The sequence below is a fragment of the bacterium genome, assembly GCA_014360495.1.
Classification (GTDB): Bacteria; Armatimonadota; JACIXR01; order JACIXR01; family JACIXR01; genus JACIXR01.
This window is the reverse complement of sequence record JACIXR010000009.1, coordinates 1-16,170: the sequence shown is the minus strand read 5'-3', so window position 1 is coordinate 16,170 and position 16,170 is coordinate 1. Positions and strand designations below refer to the sequence as shown.

Annotated in this window: 12 protein-coding genes; all 12 read right to left on the bottom strand. The window is 47.8% G+C overall.

Annotation, left to right across the window (positions count from 1 at the left end; genetic code table 11):
- Positions 1-76 precede the first annotated feature (76 nt).
- Complete coding sequence (locus H5T88_08365) at positions 77-4,129, bottom strand: hypothetical protein (GenBank protein ID MBC7330354.1); 4,053 nt, start codon at positions 4,127-4,129, stop codon at positions 77-79.
- Between the two features lie 23 nt (positions 4,130-4,152).
- Entirely contained in the window at positions 4,153-5,424 is a 1,272-nt protein-coding gene (locus H5T88_08360; GenBank protein MBC7330353.1) for a glycoside hydrolase family 16 protein, read from the bottom strand.
- A 110-nt stretch (positions 5,425-5,534) separates the two neighbouring features.
- Positions 5,535-6,314 carry a DUF1559 domain-containing protein gene (locus H5T88_08355; protein MBC7330352.1) on the bottom strand — a complete coding sequence of 260 codons (780 nt, stop codon included), beginning with the start codon at positions 6,312-6,314 and terminating at the stop codon, positions 5,535-5,537.
- An 86-nt stretch (positions 6,315-6,400) separates the two neighbouring features.
- Positions 6,401-8,458 (bottom strand): hypothetical protein, encoded by a 2,058-nt coding sequence (locus H5T88_08350; GenBank protein ID MBC7330351.1) that lies wholly within the window; start codon positions 8,456-8,458, stop codon positions 6,401-6,403.
- A 12-nt stretch (positions 8,459-8,470) separates the two neighbouring features.
- Positions 8,471-9,568, bottom strand: a complete 1,098-nt coding sequence (locus H5T88_08345; protein ID MBC7330350.1) for a prenyltransferase — start codon at positions 9,566-9,568, stop codon at positions 8,471-8,473.
- A 3-nt stretch (positions 9,569-9,571) separates the two neighbouring features.
- Positions 9,572-10,603, bottom strand: coding sequence for a prenyltransferase (locus tag H5T88_08340; protein MBC7330349.1), 1,032 nt, complete (start codon positions 10,601-10,603; stop codon positions 9,572-9,574).
- 66 nt (positions 10,604-10,669) lie between these two features.
- The gene (locus H5T88_08335; GenBank protein MBC7330348.1) at positions 10,670-11,245 is read right to left on the bottom strand and encodes a rubrerythrin family protein; all 576 of its coding nucleotides are present in this window, start codon (positions 11,243-11,245) and stop codon (positions 10,670-10,672) included.
- Entirely contained in the window at positions 11,242-11,574 is a 333-nt protein-coding gene (locus H5T88_08330) for a DUF4282 domain-containing protein (GenBank protein ID MBC7330347.1), read from the bottom strand. The genes H5T88_08335 and H5T88_08330 overlap by 4 nt, the downstream gene beginning before the upstream one ends.
- A 49-nt stretch (positions 11,575-11,623) precedes the next feature.
- Positions 11,624-12,037 (bottom strand): ferritin, encoded by a 414-nt coding sequence (locus H5T88_08325; protein MBC7330346.1) that lies wholly within the window; start codon positions 12,035-12,037, stop codon positions 11,624-11,626.
- A gap of 69 nt (positions 12,038-12,106) precedes the next feature.
- The gene (locus tag H5T88_08320; protein MBC7330345.1) at positions 12,107-15,394 is read right to left on the bottom strand and encodes a DUF4838 domain-containing protein; all 3,288 of its coding nucleotides are present in this window, start codon (positions 15,392-15,394) and stop codon (positions 12,107-12,109) included.
- 1 nt (position 15,395) lies between these two features.
- Positions 15,396-15,908 (bottom strand): hypothetical protein, encoded by a 513-nt coding sequence (locus H5T88_08315; protein MBC7330344.1) that lies wholly within the window; start codon positions 15,906-15,908, stop codon positions 15,396-15,398.
- Positions 15,909-15,972: 64 nt separating this feature from the next.
- On the bottom strand, positions 15,973-16,155 hold the full coding sequence (locus H5T88_08310; GenBank protein MBC7330343.1) for a hypothetical protein: 183 nt from the start codon (positions 16,153-16,155) through the stop codon (positions 15,973-15,975).
- Positions 16,156-16,170 lie beyond the last annotated feature (15 nt).

The following is a 16,170-nucleotide window of genomic DNA, read 5'->3' as shown; positions in this document are numbered from 1 at the left end:
AAATATATCCCTGCCATTGCCCTTCAGCTAAGATAAGGACGGCAGAAAATAAGAAAATAAAGAGCTTCTTCATATACTATTCCTCCACTATGAAGTAGCCCCAAGCATTGGGAGATATATTCGCCTCCAAGGCAAGGTCGCTTACCAATCCCGATACGGGATTGCACCAATACATCCTCAGCTCGTTTATCCTGCCCGATTTGTCAGAATAGACAACTCCGAAATCGCCCCTATAGGTCTTGCCGGGCTCAGGTTTAAATCCGAGGTCTTTCAGAGAAACCACAATTCTTACTCCATAGGATTCTCCCCATCTGTCTATGGAAATCTTCGCTTCCTTAAGAATCCTCACTTCATCAATTTTCGTGGTAGTTACAGGCGAGGCGAATTCAACGGGTTTCTCCGTTCCGGGAACTTTGTAGCGATAGAGAACAGCTATGGGATTCCCCTGGAAGACGCTTACCAATAATCTGAGGTCTCCAGGGATTATCTCCCTTGAATCATTATTCGGAATTGTTCTCAATTCAAATTCAAGGGCGTCGCCGGTTTTGAAGAGAGCACGAGGGTCGTTGCCGTTGTTTATCATCGGCGTATCATCTCTAATATCCCGGAAGCATAGGTAAAGATTGTCATCATCGTAGCTCCAAGTGGCTCGGGCATAGTGTAAGGGGTCGAATCTCCAAGAGGCAACCCGGGGGTCGCTCCAATCGAAATCATCGTAATTGGGAATCCCCTCTATTTTCTTCTTCATTCTCGCTATCCTCAAGGTGTTTTGGAAGCTTGGCTTTCCCGCCTTCTCCTTCAGCATTTCCTCAGCCTTAGCGTAATCCTCCTTCCTGAAAACGAGCTTCTGAATAGGGAGGAGGCGAACGGTATCCAAGCCAACCACTCTTGTGACAATGGCACATTCCCTTCCTCCGCTCACTGGTCCAACGATGTAGAAATTGCCATCTATGGGATTTTTGAAGAAATCACCGCCGAAGGGCTCACTACCTGCGGTAGTTGAATTAACGCTCATTCCCCTCTTTGGTTCATCGGGAAGCATATCGGGAGCTGACCTGCAATCTCGGAAAACGCTCCCGATGTAAAGCCCATCGGTTGTCATCAAATATCGCTCGCCCAAATTACCACCTATGCAGAATATCTCACCTACACCCTTCAGCTCGCCAGAGCCCATAACATATAGAGGACCGATGAGGCGTCCCCTCTTCGCCTGGGGAGCAGTGTGGGAACCATGGACGCCAGGCCAATTATTGGGATAGCTCCATAATAGCTTCCCCTCCTTGGAGAACATCTGAAGAGGCAAATGGTCCACGAGGATATTCCCCCTACTGTCAGCCCATTCCGAGGCTCCCTCGGGCTGGGGAAGAATGGGTTGGTCAACGACGAGCTTAGCTTGTTTTATATCGTAAACTGGAGCTCCCACTTCATTCCATTTTGTTATCGGAATAGCCCAAATCTTCAATCTCCCACCCCAATAGGCGACAGCATAGAGGGTCAAATCATTGGGATTATAGGCAGCTCGCCAGAACATCCCGAAGCGCAAGCCTCCCATTTCGTCCGCATTGAAGAACTGAATTTCGTCCTCTTGCACCAAACCATCCCCATTTTTATCAACCCAGAGGAATTGGTTTCTAACCCCTGGCTCACTCAACATAGACGCTACATCGGGATGTTGGCTTCCCATCCCGTTGAAAGCTGTTGGATGCTTCTGCTTTAGCTCCTCCAATCTTTTGGGGTCTGAAACGAGGTTCTTCAGAATTATATCCGGCCACCTCGCCCCTCCTTGATAAAGGGAGTAAACCGAACCGATAGCTGAGAGGGGCTTTGCATAACTCCCTTTAAGTTCAGCTACACAGAAAAGACCTCCAGAACCGCTCGCAACTAAAAGTTCCCTTCCCTTAATCCTCACAACTTCCATTTTCAGCCAATCCTTGTTCAATCCGAAAATCGCTTGCGGATTAGCCATCCTCCAAAGAGTTCCCGTTACTCGCCATAGCCCCCTCTTCCAATCAACCTCGCAGATGTTTCCCATTATAAATGCCTGCTTCGGATTATATTTGTTTATATAAACTCCCATTCCTCCATACCAAGTTGAGCCACAATATTCCCTTATGAGCTTGCCCGTTTTCGTATCCCAAACGCTTATCCTTCTCGGAGTATTGTCATATTCCGCTACCCACAGCCTTCCCTTCTTATCTACCGCTATACCCCAAGGTAGAAACATCCCTTCTGGCTCATACTTCCCAATCAGCTGACGCCCACCTTTCTTCCCTATCATCCTTAGAAGCTTCCCCTGCGGCGAGAATACCTTCACGCACATAGCATCTCCCCAATCCGAAACATAGATATTTCCCTCACCATCACAGGCAAGACCCACAGGAGCGGACAAACCTGCCTCAACCACCGGCGTTACCTTTTTAGAATCAGCCTCTACCCTAACAACATTTTTCTCGCTAATCGCATAGAGATTCCTTCCATCACTGGCAAGCCCAGCGGGATGGGGGATTGAGATTTCTCCAACTGCTTTCCCCTCATCTGGGTCCACTACAACGATTTTGTTCTCATAATAAAGGGAGGCGTAAAGCTTTCCATCAAAAGCGGTGAGTCCCATTGTTTGCCTCTGACACCATTCAGCATTGAATAGATGCTTGGCGACAACTTCTCCCTCTGGAGGGCGTGGTTTAAACCACTGCTCATAAGGCGGGATTTCGGCAATTGTATGCATTGCCTTTCCATCGGAGAAGTTGGCGTAATTTCCCGTTTTAGCATCAAATCTCACTATCGCCACCTCGTTTGCCGGAGGTCCACCCCAACCTATCGTAGGTCCACCTACGAGCATATAGAGATAACCCTTATAGGAAACGAGCATGCCACCGTTAATGTTTCCCACTCCCCACTGCTTCTGCCCATTGTAATCAAGCCTCATCACGGTTGTCGCCCCCTCGGCGAAGGGAGCAGAGATATATATCCCCTCCTCATCACAGGCAACGGCCATAGGAGGGCAGTGATTAGATAGCCAACCTCCTCTTCCAGAAGCAGGGTCATCATAGGGCGGATTTCCGGGATTACCCAAGGCGAACTCATATAGAACATCTAAATCCTTATGGAAAAGCCCCCTCACCCTATATTCCCCTGGCTCAACAAGATGCCCATCGTCATCCGTTCCATCCCAATAATCCACATTCAATCCCTTCTTGCGCGGATAATCGGATATGAGATTTTTAACCCTCGTTCCATCTGGCTTCTCAATGACGAGGGTTACATATCCGTCCTCGGGAAGCTCATAGCGGATGGGGACAACTCCCTCTGTTGAGTATTGCTGGGCTATCCACTGCTCAATCAAGGAAACCTGCTGAATAGATGGTGAGGGAGGAAGATGCCCCTCCTTCATAAGAACCGCTTTGCCCCAGGCTCTTGAATTAGCCCAGAAGAATTCCCTTTGGGGATGTTCGGGATTGATGAGGTCAGTGAGGCGATGTTCAGGCCAACGGGAGGCAGTGGCATCTCCCCAAAAGCATTCTATTCCCAGTCTGAAGCTCTCACCCGGCTTATATGCTTCACCTGAAGGGCGAAGGAGCTTCCAGGGAATAGCCATCTCCTGCGTATAGCCCTTTCCATCCTTATCCACTTTAAAAGCCATTTGGCATCCCGCTTCAATGCCATCCGGGATGACCTTTCGTATTTTGTTGGAGCTGAAATCAGCATATTGGATATAAATTACGGAACGCTTTTCATCGGTGTAATAATAAGCATCTATATGGATTGGGACATCCCAATCGGTGAGGATGCGAAGCTGAACGCAATCCGCTTTCCAGCCCTCGCCGGGGCGAGTCTTGGGGTCAATGTGATTGAGCATAGGAGTTTTATCCTTGAAGCGAAAGGAGAGATAGAGATATTGGTCATCGTACATTCCCGCTACGCGAACGGAGTGGGTATCAAGGAGGGTTGAGAGGTCATAGCACATAAGGATTTCGCCCGAGAGGTCCCAATCGCTTAAATCCCCATCTATCACGACCTTTGCGGGAGCGGGAACGAGCCTCAGCTCATAATTGCTCGTCTGCTGAGCGGATGCCGATAGGATGAGGAGAAAAATAAAGGAAAAGAATATCATCTTAAAATTTCTCCGCATTCTCATCACCTCCATAGAGGTTTTCATTTCTTTTTAGCATATGCTCTTACCCAGTCAACGAACATATAAGTTGGGCTCTTCACTTCATTTATCGGCCAGCCACCGCCGAGAGCTAAATTCAGGAGAATCATCAATGGCTTATTGTGCTCAGGAGGAGTTTTCACTCGCCAAACTTCCACTCCATCAAAGTACATAATAATCCACTCAGGGGTCACCATACAACCATAATTGTGGAAATCGTTAGATATCTCATATGGTCGCGTGGTAATCATCATCCCCTGGGCTCTATGAGGCTTTGGCTCCCAGATGTGAACGGTAGACATATAGGAATCCGGGAAACCATAATACTCAATGACATCTATTTCAATAGACCCATCCTTTCCCGCCTCTGGGTTAGTCCTATCATAGCTTGAGACCAACCAGAAGGCAGGCCAGACTCCCTTCCCAGCGGGAAGTTTGGCTCTCATCTCAAAGTAGCCGTATCGGAGGGAGAAGCCCTGTCCTTTGGGGTCGTTTGAGCAGAGAAGACCGGAGCGCCATGACCTTTTCCAAGGGTCGCTTTTCGCGAACTCCTCGTCCTTCCTCGCCTCAATTCTCAGGATTCCATTTTGAATTGTGAAGGGGAAATCGGGAGTGGGGTCGGCGAAGGCAGCGTCTCCAAAATCGCCATGCCAAGGCGTGTGGGCAATCCATCTCGTGCCCGGACCCCAGGGAGAGACATCCAAAGGTCCGTTAAAATCCTCATTGAAGACGAGCTCATATCCCCTTAGGTCCAATGTATTCTTACCAGCCGTATCGGGAGGAGCGGGGGAAGCCTTTGAATCAACTATGAGCGTTCCAACCCTATATCTCAGTCCCGTCTCCTCAACAACTCCTTTTCCCGCCTTCAGCTTCAGCCTGCCATTTTTATTGTAGAGACCGAGGACTATCCTATATGAGCCGTCGGGCAAATCCTTGGGGACGATGAACCTTCTCTCATAGCTTATTCTGCCTTTAAATTGGGGAAGGTTTGTTTGGGTTAAGGGCGGTTCGTGGTCTCCTTGAAGGACGATTCTATCGTTGGCATCAAGGAAATGGAGGAAGATTTGGTATTGGTCGCTAAGTGGCTTCTTTACATCCCAATTGAGAAATAGCTTGAAAGGGCTGCCCGGCGGCACTTTGGAGGGGATGACGCGAGCGGGGAGGACGGTTACGAGGAGCTCGTCTTCCTGGATATTTTGCCCTATGATGAGGGGGAGGGCGAGGAAGGGGAGGAGGAAGATTTTAGGAAGGGGCGATATAATAGATTTTTCCATTTATTAAGCCTCCTTTTTCAATTATATAAAAAAGGAGGAAAATATAAAAGAAGTGGGCGGGACGCCTTCGGCGTCCCGCCCCTTCTTTATGAGCTGCTCTTTGAATCCAGCTATGGCACCGCCGTCAAGCCCCTAATCTCAAACCAAGTCTTCCCTACACGCCAATCGTTCTTCGTCGCACTGAACAGATATCCGCACTTATTGGCTATCTCCATGGCGTTCATCCACTTCACATGCCCATCCGCGAATACGATGTTATCTCCGCCCGAGTGGCGGGTGTTCTTGCTCCAGCTCCTGAATCTGTTAGGGTCGCTTGGACAACATAGCCCACCACAACAACCATTGGCGAAGATAACCCTCGCTCCACCACATCCAGAGAACATAGGAGCATCAACAAACGCCACCGTTTCCGCTGGAGCAGGGAGCTCTGCCATTTTGTTGGGGCGTCCTGTCCAACCGCAAGCGAGGTTGGGCATCAGTACCTCGTTGCAACCTATCGTGATGTTCACCCCTACGAAGTCAATGGGATAATACCAGCCTCCATCAAAGGCAAAGGCGCCTACCTGGTAGGGACGAGTTCTCCGCGTAGTTGCCGAGGGGCATTCCCAAACTTGAGCGTTCTTTATGTAGGGATGGAGCTGGCTCTGGGGCGTTGTGTTCGGCTTGTCCTGCTCCACATTGGGGCAAGCGGTGATAAAGGGGAAGGTCTCATCCCAATCCTGGACATACATCATCAACGCGTTGGCGACCTGCTTCATATTTGACAAGCAGGCTGTCTGCCTCGCCTTCTCCCTTGCCCTGGAGAAAACAGGGAAGAGAATCGCCGCCAGAATAGCGATGATAGCTATGACGACGAGCAGCTCTATCAGCGTAAATCCTCTCTTCTTCATTCTTTTTCACCTCCTTTCCTTTTGGTTTCTATTAAAAATTTTACCAGAATACAAATTCGTGTCAATAGTTTTTTAAAACTGTGTAATCAATTTTTTAAATTATAATCTATCACGACATCGTTTAGCAAGAGCTTTTTCCCTTCCCTTTTCAACTTCCCATTTGAGGGAGTAATCACAAGGACATAGGCGGATTTAGGAGATAGGATGACCTTCGCTTTCCCCCTTAATCCCCTCTCAATAAACCTATGGCTCACAGCATCATAGATGTCCTTAAGTTCATCTCCAAAATCCAAAACTATCTCCTTCTTCTCGCTATAGGGATTAAAGACGAGATAGGTTGGATAGGCGGGGGAATGGAAGAAATCGGTGGCTAAACAATCAGACATAACTATTCCCTCAACATTGGTCTTTCCGATAATTGAGGCTAAAAGACCGATATGACCAGAACCGTATAAGCCAAGGTCTGTCTTCGCCCAGCCGAAGCGAAGGGCATCGCCGGTGCCATAAGGGCTCTTGCCCTCCCAATTCTGCCTCAACGCCTCATAAGCGATTGGCACTTTCCCTCCTACCTTCTCCACCCAGAAATAGGACGATTGATTCTCCTTGGGAAGCTCCGAGGGGAAGTATAGGCGAGCCGAATTCGCTACATTGAGGAGATATTTCGCAATGACATAGGCATAGCGGGAATCATAGCGAGGGATGGGGGCAAGTGCTCCTGCTTGGGCGAATGTGTTCATCGCAAAGGCATAGCCTCCGAGGTCAACAGCACTTCCCACCAAGCCATAACAATCGTATCCGCCCCAATTGCCCAGAATCGTTCCCCATCCCCAGCGATAATCGCTCATCCCAAAACACCAATTGAGAAGCTTCCCCACATCATAATCTCTCCCTAACTCCCCATTCGCCCGCGCGGATATATAAGCTCCCCAGGGAAGGAGGACCTCATAGTATGGGTTTTTAGAGAGGCTCTCAAGGTATCTCAAACACAAATCAACCGCTTGAAGATATCTCTCATCTTTGAACTTCAGCCAGGCGATGTATTCAAGCCAAGCTATTCCCGCCGAACTATCCGGCTCTTCCCAACCCCTATCTATTGGTTTTTGCTGGAGAAAATCGTAAGCAGTATGATTGAAATCTGGCGATCCCCTTTCTCCCTTCAATCTCACGCAAACATCATACCATCTGTCGGCGATGGATTTTACGATTTTCCCCTCTTCATCAAGTTGGGGATATCTATCAACAAGCATATAAAATAGAAGGGATGGCCATATATCATACCACCAATCTCCGCTTGAATTCTTCATCCCCTTCCCATTGAGAACCAAGCCGAGCTCCGGGCTGTAATAAGCCTTAGCCATAGGGACGAATTCCCTCTTATCAACCCCCACCAAGCTCGCCGTGAGGAGGGCGGAGAGGGTTGTGACAGCTTCGTGTTCCCTGCCTTTTTGTCCCGTTCCAACATAGCTTTGCAAGCCGAAAGCGGGATTATCTTTATCCGTATCATCAATCCAAATCAGGGGAAGAAATTCCCCCTTCTTATTGAAATCAAATACGAAGTTGATGTATTCACGGGCGAGGGAGCGCCAATCAAGCATCTTATAGGGATGAGGCAAATCGGGCATCAAATCTATCGCTTCTATCCCCGAGCCTTTGCCTTGCTTTATCTCTCCTTTTATGAACTCAACGGATTTGAAGATGGCATAGGCGCCCGGCTCGCCCTCCAAGCCGAGCTGAATCTCTATCGGCGATTTCCAGTGGATTGGGAAGCGAGGGTCTATATTGACCCTCTCAATTCCCGGCTTTGAAGATGTGAACAGATGGAGGGTTAAATCCCTTCCATTGCCCAAAAGGTCTCCCCTGAGCTTCATAACCCATCTTCCCTTCGGGCTTACATCAGCGACCTCAACTTTGACAGCTCTTATATCGTTTGTTAGATGGAGATTTGAGTAATAGGCAAGCCCCCAATTCCTTCCCGGGGCGATCTCGACCCTGAGCCCAGATTTGTCAACATCTATGATGGCATCGTTCATACTCCTCCAAATCTCCTTAGAAAATAGCATTGAGTTGTCCCAGCCTCTTGATATTTTAGAGGAAGCAGTAGCAAAGAGCGGAAAGATGATGAAGGCAAGGAACCGATATCTCATAAATTCCCCTCCTTAAAATTTTATTCCTGTTTTAGCGAGAATGACATCTATGATCAAGGCTATGAGATAAGCGATGCCGAATCGTCTGTTATGCCAGAAGGCGCCCGCAACGAACCAAAGAGGCCAAACATCCTCCCTATATCCCTCCGGCATCTCTTTCGGCTTCCTCTCTTTGAACATCCGAAAAACATAGAGAAACGAGGGGAAAACCAGGAAAACCAAAAGCAGAATGGGGGAGAAAAATCTCACTGCGACGAGATATAGAACGAGGAGGTATTGGGAGAGCATAACGATTATCGTGAGAATTCTCGCATTTCTCTCCCCAAGGATGACTGGCAATGTCTTTATTCCCCTCGCTTTGTCAAACTCATATTTGTCAATGTGCTTCCCCAAAAGGACGGAGGTTACTCCCAAGGCGTAGGGGAGAGAAGCGATTACGACCTTCCAGCTCCATTCACCCGAGGAGATATAATAGGAACCGCCGACCATAAGCGGTCCCCAGACGATGAGAACCGCTAACTCCCCCATCCCAATATATTTGAGTGGGAAGGTGTAGAAGAGGAGGAAGAAGGAGCCAGCAAGGAAAAGGTAAAGGGCGATGGGGAAGCGGAGGTAAACGAGATAAACGCCGATGAGGAAAGCGATGAGCCCGGTGAAGAATATGTAAAGGAAATGGGTTTTGAAGCTCATCAGTCCGTTTTCCAAGGGCTGGGGACCGTATTGGACGCGGAAATAATTATCCCTATCAACGCCCTGAAGATGGTCTATGAGGTCGTTGAGAAGGTTGTTGGTAGCGTGCGCGAGCATCAATCCCAATGTGCAGAGGAGCCAGGGGAGGAATTGGAATTTTCCTGCTTTATAAGCGAGGAGCCCGCCAATGGCGGAGGATAGAAAGGTCATAATGAGAACGACGGAACGGGTAGCTATGAGCCATTTAGTTATGAAATCCAACCTCTCCCATTCCTCTTTTCTTACCCGAGGGACAATGGTGAGCGCTATGAGCCATTTGGATATGAAATCCAATCTTTCCCATCCCTCAATTTTATCCACACGAATGCGGTCGGAGGAAGTGAGGATTTTCAGCCAAATAGAAAATTTGAATTTCCCCATATTCTAAATTATAAGACAACCTCTGTATCTTACCAACATAACATCTATAATAAGAGCTATTATAAAGGCAATGCCAAATTTCCTGTTGTGCCAAAAGATAGCCGCTCTGAACCAGCGAGGCCAATTGTCAACACCGAAATCCAAACTTTCCTCTGGTTTCTGCATTGGCATAGGGGATTCCAAAAGCTTCAGGACTTTCAAAAAAGAGGGCAGTGAGAAAAGGGCAAGTAGCATAACGGGAGAGAAAAAGCGAGTGGCTATAAGATAAAGGAGCGTTAGATATTGAAAAAGAATGGTTAATATTGTCAGCATCCTTGCTCTCTTCTCCCCTAAGATAACAGGGAGGGTCCTTATACCTTTCTTTTTATCAAACTCATATTTATCCAAATGGTCACCTAAAAGAACAGAGGTAACCCCGAGCGCGTGTGGAATCGAGGCGAGAACTACTCGCCAGCTCCACTCTCCTGCGGAAGCGAAATAGCATCCACCTACCATCAAAGGTCCCCAGATGATGAAAATCGCTAACTCACCTAAACCGATATATTTCAAGGGATAGGTATAGAAAAGGAGGAGGAACACTTCAATTAGAAAGAGGAGGAGGGTGAAAGAACCATAAAGGTGAATAAGATATATCCAAGGCAAAAAAGATAAAGCTCCTGTTAAGGAAGTCCATAAGAGGTGCTCTTTCAAGCTCATCAGGTTATGAGCCAGTGGGTGTGGTTCATCGTAAAGGCGAAGGTAATCTCCTTTATCCACACCCAGGACATAATCTATGAGGTCATTGAGTATATTGCCGGCAGCGTGCGCTAAAAGAAAACCCACAGTACATAAAAGCCAGCTGGAAAGGTGAAATTTTCCAATTTTAAATGCTAAAAGACCACCGATCAGGCAGGATACAAAGGTCATAACGAGAAATCTTGCTCTCACAGCGATGAGCCATTTAGATAATAAATCCAGGCTTTCCCACTCATCCCTTGATAAGTAAGGGACAGCTGTAATTGTTCTCAACCAGAAAGTGGGTTTAATTCTCTTCATATATTAAAATAATAAGCCCCTTCCCCTAAAGGGGAAGGGGGCTTATGGGGGATGGGGTCAGTTCCTCTACCAGTTCTCTACCAATAGCTCGTAGTAATTCTTGGAATGCCCGCAGGCAGGACAAACCTCCGGCGGCTCCGTTCCCTCGTGAACATATCCGCATTCCCTACACTTCCATTTCACAACCGTATCTCTCTTGAACACCTTGCCCTGCAGTATGTTATCGCGCAGGGCTAAGAATCGCCTCTCATGTTGTCTCTCCGCAACGGCTATCGCCCGCATCACAGCAGCTATGACGGGAAATCCTTCCTCCTCCGCCACCTTTGCGAATTCGGGATACATAATCGTGTTCTCATAATGCTCGCCATCGGCAGCCGCCTTTAAGTTGTCAACTGTGCTACCAATTACCCCTGCGGGGAAGGAAGCCTGTATCTCAACCTCTCCTCCCTCCAGGAAACCGAATAGCCTCTTCGCATGCTCCCGCTCGTTCTCAGCGGTCTCAAGGAATATCGCAGCAATCTGCTCATAGCCTTCCTCCTTTGCCTTCTTGGCGAAGAAGGAATAGCGATTTCTCGCCTGCGATTCCCCAGCGAAAGCTGTCAAGATGTTCCTCTCCGTCCTTGTTCCTTTAAGGCTCTTCAACTCGTTTCACCTCCTTTCTTCTCCTTAATTTCCACAATATCTTCCCTAATGCGGTAAAGGATGACGAGGGCTTCCAAGTAAACCCTCGTAGCGCAGAGATTGAGGAAGAATACCACCGGCGCCAAAATAAGCATAGCTAAAGCGGACAAAGCTTCAGCGAAGCCCGGATGAGCAGCGAATATACCTATTGCGCCCACAACGATGAATAAACAAATCACCGCAGTGAATATTACGGCGAGGATATAGAGAATCCTCACCAAATCCAACATAATGAATTTCCTGAAGGAGAAGTCAAAGAGAATCCGCCAACCTCCCTTCTCTTCTTCCATTTCCTCACCTCCTTTCTTTTTAATCCCCTATTTTTATGACCCTATCTTTCTATTCCAACAGGCTCGTGAAGGTATCGTGGTGCTCCTCCTCGTCGTTGAGTATGGAACGGAAAAGGCGAGCGGTCGTATAATCTCTCTCCTCCTGCGCCTTCTCTATTATCCTCTTATATAGCTCAATCGCCCATTCCTCAGCCATTTTGTCCTGCTCCAGCATTTCCCTTAGATTCTCTCCGATAGTAATCGGGGTCGGCTGTGTTGTGGGCTTGCCTCCGAGATAAACCAATCTCTCCGCTATAGCCTCCGCGTGCTTCATCTCCGTAATCGCTATTTTCTCCAACTCGTCCTTCACAGCGAACCCTTGGACGCCTTTCCACAGTATATGCTGCCACATATACTGGATGGAAACCTGCAGCTCCCTCGCTATCGCCTGATTTAGAAGCTCCAGCAACTCCTTAGATGCCATATGCATCCTCTCCTTTCTTTAATATTTTTAAATATTATCGGATTAATTTAAAGTTAGGTCAATGATTTTTTATAGAGAGGCTAAGAAATCAGCCCTTATATTTGAAGAGAAGATATAGCGATGGGTTATGCTGAGCTCTTCACCGACCTTCAGGTCCCTTTGGGGTGAATAAATCTCAAGATTATAGAAGTCCTTCCCATTATAAATCATATATCTGCCCACTTCCGCAGGATTGAATTCATTGATAAACCCTTTTCCGCTCTTTTCATCAACCACCGCCACCGCTCCACCGGAGAAAAGTTCCTTATCAAGAAAATTATCCTCCGGCTTCAATTCTATCTTCCTCCATTCACCTTTATCGTTTCTCGCGAAGAAAATCACCCCCGAATCCTTTGCGAAGCTGAATTCGGGATGAATACGCAAAATAATCCCTTTCGCTTCCTCATTGCCCTCATTCCTCAACGAGGAGCTTATCTCCACTCCCTCCGGCAGAAGCCTTATGCCTCGCCTCAACACCAAACCTTTCGGCAGTTTGCAGGTCAATAAAGCGGATTGACCATCGGGCGACAATTCAATATCATATGCCTCCTTCCATCCGGGCGCACCCAACTTCTCCCCAACGAATTCCTCATAGCCTCCCAAATCCCTCCATCTATCCCCGCTGTAAAAGGAAAAGCTCATAGGGGGACGCCAGAGAAGTTCAATATTCTCCTTTTTCCAAAATATGCTCCTAATCCTCCCTCCCAATTGGGGCAATATCTCCAATCTCACCGATTCGTTCTCTAATTTAATGCTTTTCGGCTTTAGCAGGGGAATTATCTTGTTCTCATAGGTATCAATAGGATTTTTGATAAACTCCCTTATAATCGGCTCCTCCCACCAGTGATACCAACCGACATCCTGCGGTCTATAGCCGAGCCTCTCCCCAACCCAATCCATAAATGGCGTCCAAGCAATGATGTCGTTCCATTCAAAATAGGCACATATCCTGAGAAATTCCCCCAATTTCCTCAGCTGTCCTTCCAATGGCAGGGAGACAAATTCCCCGGAGTCGATCTTCGGATAGTTCCAATAAAGGGAGAGGTCGGCGAAGAGAAGCCCCGCCTTCTCCTTCCATAACCTGCTCAAATACTTTTCATTCCCCTTACAAGCTCTTTCCGCCTCCTCAAACAATCCATAGGCTCTCAGGAAGAAATCGGGGGTGAAGAGCTCCTTGGGAGGAAGGGTCCAGGGATTGAAGCAAGCCTTCCCGCTCTCCACCAATTCTCGCAAGAGACGAAGATAATCCTTCATATAGGGAGCGGCTGGTCCATACCATTCCTTCAAGAATTCGTTTATGAATTTATCCGCCTCAGCATCGGGATTCCACATCATCCTGGGAACAACATAGGAGAAGAGGTGGGCGAGATGATTCCTGCTATCTATTCCGCAGATATAGAGCCCCCTTATATGAAGCCTCTTATAAAGCTTGAGGTTCTCCAAGTAGGCGAAGAGGGTTGGGAAGGGCTCTATAATGTAGGCGTAGTTTATAGGATAATCAAATGTCAATATACCCATTCCCCCTGATGGATGCTTTTCAATCCAGCCGAGAAGGACATCCAAATTCTCCTTATTACAGGGAGCCCGCCAGGAGTGTATCTGGCAGGCGTGTATTGGGCAGAACCAGACCAGGACATTTTCCCTTGGCTTATCCCGAAGTGGTGGGCGATAAGCCTTGACATAAGCCAACATCGTGACGAATTTTTCGGGATGATGCTTTGCCACGACCTCAGCGATGGCATTGGTGAATTGCACCATCCTGTCAGCTTTATTATTTGGGTCTACATCCATAGCGTTGCATCTATCGCATTGGCACCAGAAATCGCTATCGCCGGCGTGAACGGTGAAATAGCGGGCTTCGGGGTGGGAATCCATAAGGGGAAGGAGGGTATCCAAGATGACCTTCCTCACCTCGGGATTGGAAACGCAGGGATGAAAGAGCACCTGTTCATCCCATCCAGAATATCTTTTCAGCTCGGGCCAGCGCTTCCCATCTATTAGGCAATAATACTCCGGATGGGTCTTGCCGTATTTTTCAAGGGGGAGATAGCCGTTCATAGGGTGGTGCCAGAAGAAAGGAGCGCCCAGAACCGCAGGGACATTCTCCCCATTTAACACTTCATCTCTTATCCCCGGGTCAAGATAGCATTTCAATCCATCTATAGTCGCGTCAAAATATCGCCATTCAAAGGCGGGATTTTCCCGTGTCTCCTTAACATCTATTTTCAATTTCCCCACCCTCGGGACAATCTCTTCCTCCCTTGCCAAGAATTTACAACCCAGAATCTCCAATAGGCGATAGACGGCGAAAATCGTCCCCATATATTTCTTCCCACATAAATAAAGATTTCCTCCCTTTCGCCGAATTATGAATCCGTCGTCCTTGAAATTGGCGAATTCCTCCTCCTTTATAAACCCAAGATTTCCCACGAAAATGAAGCCTTCACCAGCCTTAACCCCCTGAAAGATAGGAAGGGATTTTCCAGTCATCCTCTCAAGATATTTCCTCAACTCCTCCCCAGCCGATTTCTCTATAGGAGAATTTGTGGGCACAATGATTCCCGTTAGAGGAATCTCCCTTCCCCTTTCCATTAATACGATTTCGCCTTCCCCTATTTCCTTTTTCCTTTCCTCACAGGTTATAGCAACCGATGTCTTCAGGAAAATCCCATTTCCCACCGAGACGCCGGCCGCCCAAACCCATATCCTCCTATCATCGGGATGGAACCAATCGCTTCCCCGAGCGTCGTGAAAGAGCAGCTTTACACCTTCCTTTGACTCTATCAGGATATCAAATCCCTCCTTCGTCCTGACCCTCGCCTTGAGAAATGAAGGTCCATAATCCCTTGATTTCGCTGTTGCCTCCTTGGGAAATACTCCCTCGGCTTTTCCCATGGGAACATCCAAGATATATTCCTCACCCTCAACAAGCCCCTCGGGGAACATCCCCACCGCATATTCCCTGGGACCTGCAGGAAGAGTTGGGTCGTTTATCTTTAAGGCTAAATTTATCAAAAGCCCATTTTCGCTAAGCTCAAGGCTATAAATCCCCTCCAATTCCCCTTTTTGAGAGCGGAAATTTACCTCCAATTTATTCCCTTCAATTCTTGCCTCTCCTGAGCGAAAATAGAGGTAGTCCGGTCCCTCATAATTTGGTTTGGCTAAGCGGAGATACGAGCCTGAGATGATTTTATGACCCCTCCAGCTGACCTCCAATCCCCTCTCGGAAAGAGAGGCGGAATAGTCCCCCAAGGAGAGGATAGCTTCCTGAGCGAAGCAGAAAAGCGGGAAGAAAAGCAAAAGGAACTCCGCTCGCAAATCACTTCACCTCCAAGACGACATCGTCAAAATAGACATTCCCCTCTTCAGCAATCAAGCGAATATATGCCACTTTGCACTTCGGCGGAGGGGAAAGCTCCAGGCTTATTTCCTGCCATTCATTTTTACAGGGGATTAAATCAGAAGAATCAATCTGATGCCCACAGGGAGTTGCCACCTCATCATACCTCTCCCACCAGAGGATTTGCATCCCCGCTTTACCATCGCCCCTAACCCAAAGGGAAAGCCTATATTTCTTCCCCGCCTCAACAGAGAATACATCGGATTGGAGGAATGCCTTTCCGAAATCGGAATAGGCAAGAGGAGAGGAGATTTCCCTTGTTTTGATGAGATAGGAAAAATTTCCCCTATGGGCATCTGTGGAGAGCTCGCCTCTCGCTGGAGCTTTAATCACATAAAGCAACCAATTTGGCGGGGAATAGAATCTATCCAATTGCCCCGCTTCAAAGCCAGGGTTGAGAAGGACAGCCAGAAGATTGATTAAAGCGAACATCCGCTCATATTGTCCAGAAAAAATAGATTTAGGTCAATGCTTTTTTGCTTGGCGGATAATTTTGTCATCGCGAGACCTTCCTGAAAGGAAAGCCGTGGCAATCTCTTTGATATTGCTTCGTCGCTTCGCTCCTCGCATCTATGGGTATAGGTTTTAGCGACAATTCCTTCCGTAGCGGGGTAAGAGCCCCTTTATCATTGCGAGCCTTCTGCTTTGCAGAAGGCGTGGCAATCTCGTATTTAATCATAGAGAATGAATGAAA

Coding starts and splice junctions, on each gene's coding strand:
- H5T88_08365 (MBC7330354.1), bottom strand. CDS start 4,129: ATGCGGAGAAATTTTAAGATGATATTCTTTTCCTTTATTTTTCTCCTC.
- H5T88_08360 (MBC7330353.1), bottom strand. CDS start 5,424: ATGGAAAAATCTATTATATCGCCCCTTCCTAAAATCTTCCTCCTCCCC.
- H5T88_08355 (MBC7330352.1), bottom strand. CDS start 6,314: ATGAAGAAGAGAGGATTTACGCTGATAGAGCTGCTCGTCGTCATAGCT.
- H5T88_08350 (MBC7330351.1), bottom strand. CDS start 8,458: ATGAGATATCGGTTCCTTGCCTTCATCATCTTTCCGCTCTTTGCTACT.
- H5T88_08345 (MBC7330350.1), bottom strand. CDS start 9,568: ATGGGGAAATTCAAATTTTCTATTTGGCTGAAAATCCTCACTTCCTCC.
- H5T88_08340 (MBC7330349.1), bottom strand. CDS start 10,603: ATGAAGAGAATTAAACCCACTTTCTGGTTGAGAACAATTACAGCTGTC.
- H5T88_08330 (MBC7330347.1), bottom strand. CDS start 11,574: ATGGAAGAAGAGAAGGGAGGTTGGCGGATTCTCTTTGACTTCTCCTTC.
- H5T88_08325 (MBC7330346.1), bottom strand. CDS start 12,037: ATGGCATCTAAGGAGTTGCTGGAGCTTCTAAATCAGGCGATAGCGAGG.
- H5T88_08315 (MBC7330344.1), bottom strand. CDS start 15,908: ATGTTCGCTTTAATCAATCTTCTGGCTGTCCTTCTCAACCCTGGCTTT.
- H5T88_08310 (MBC7330343.1), bottom strand. CDS start 16,155: ATGATTAAATACGAGATTGCCACGCCTTCTGCAAAGCAGAAGGCTCGC.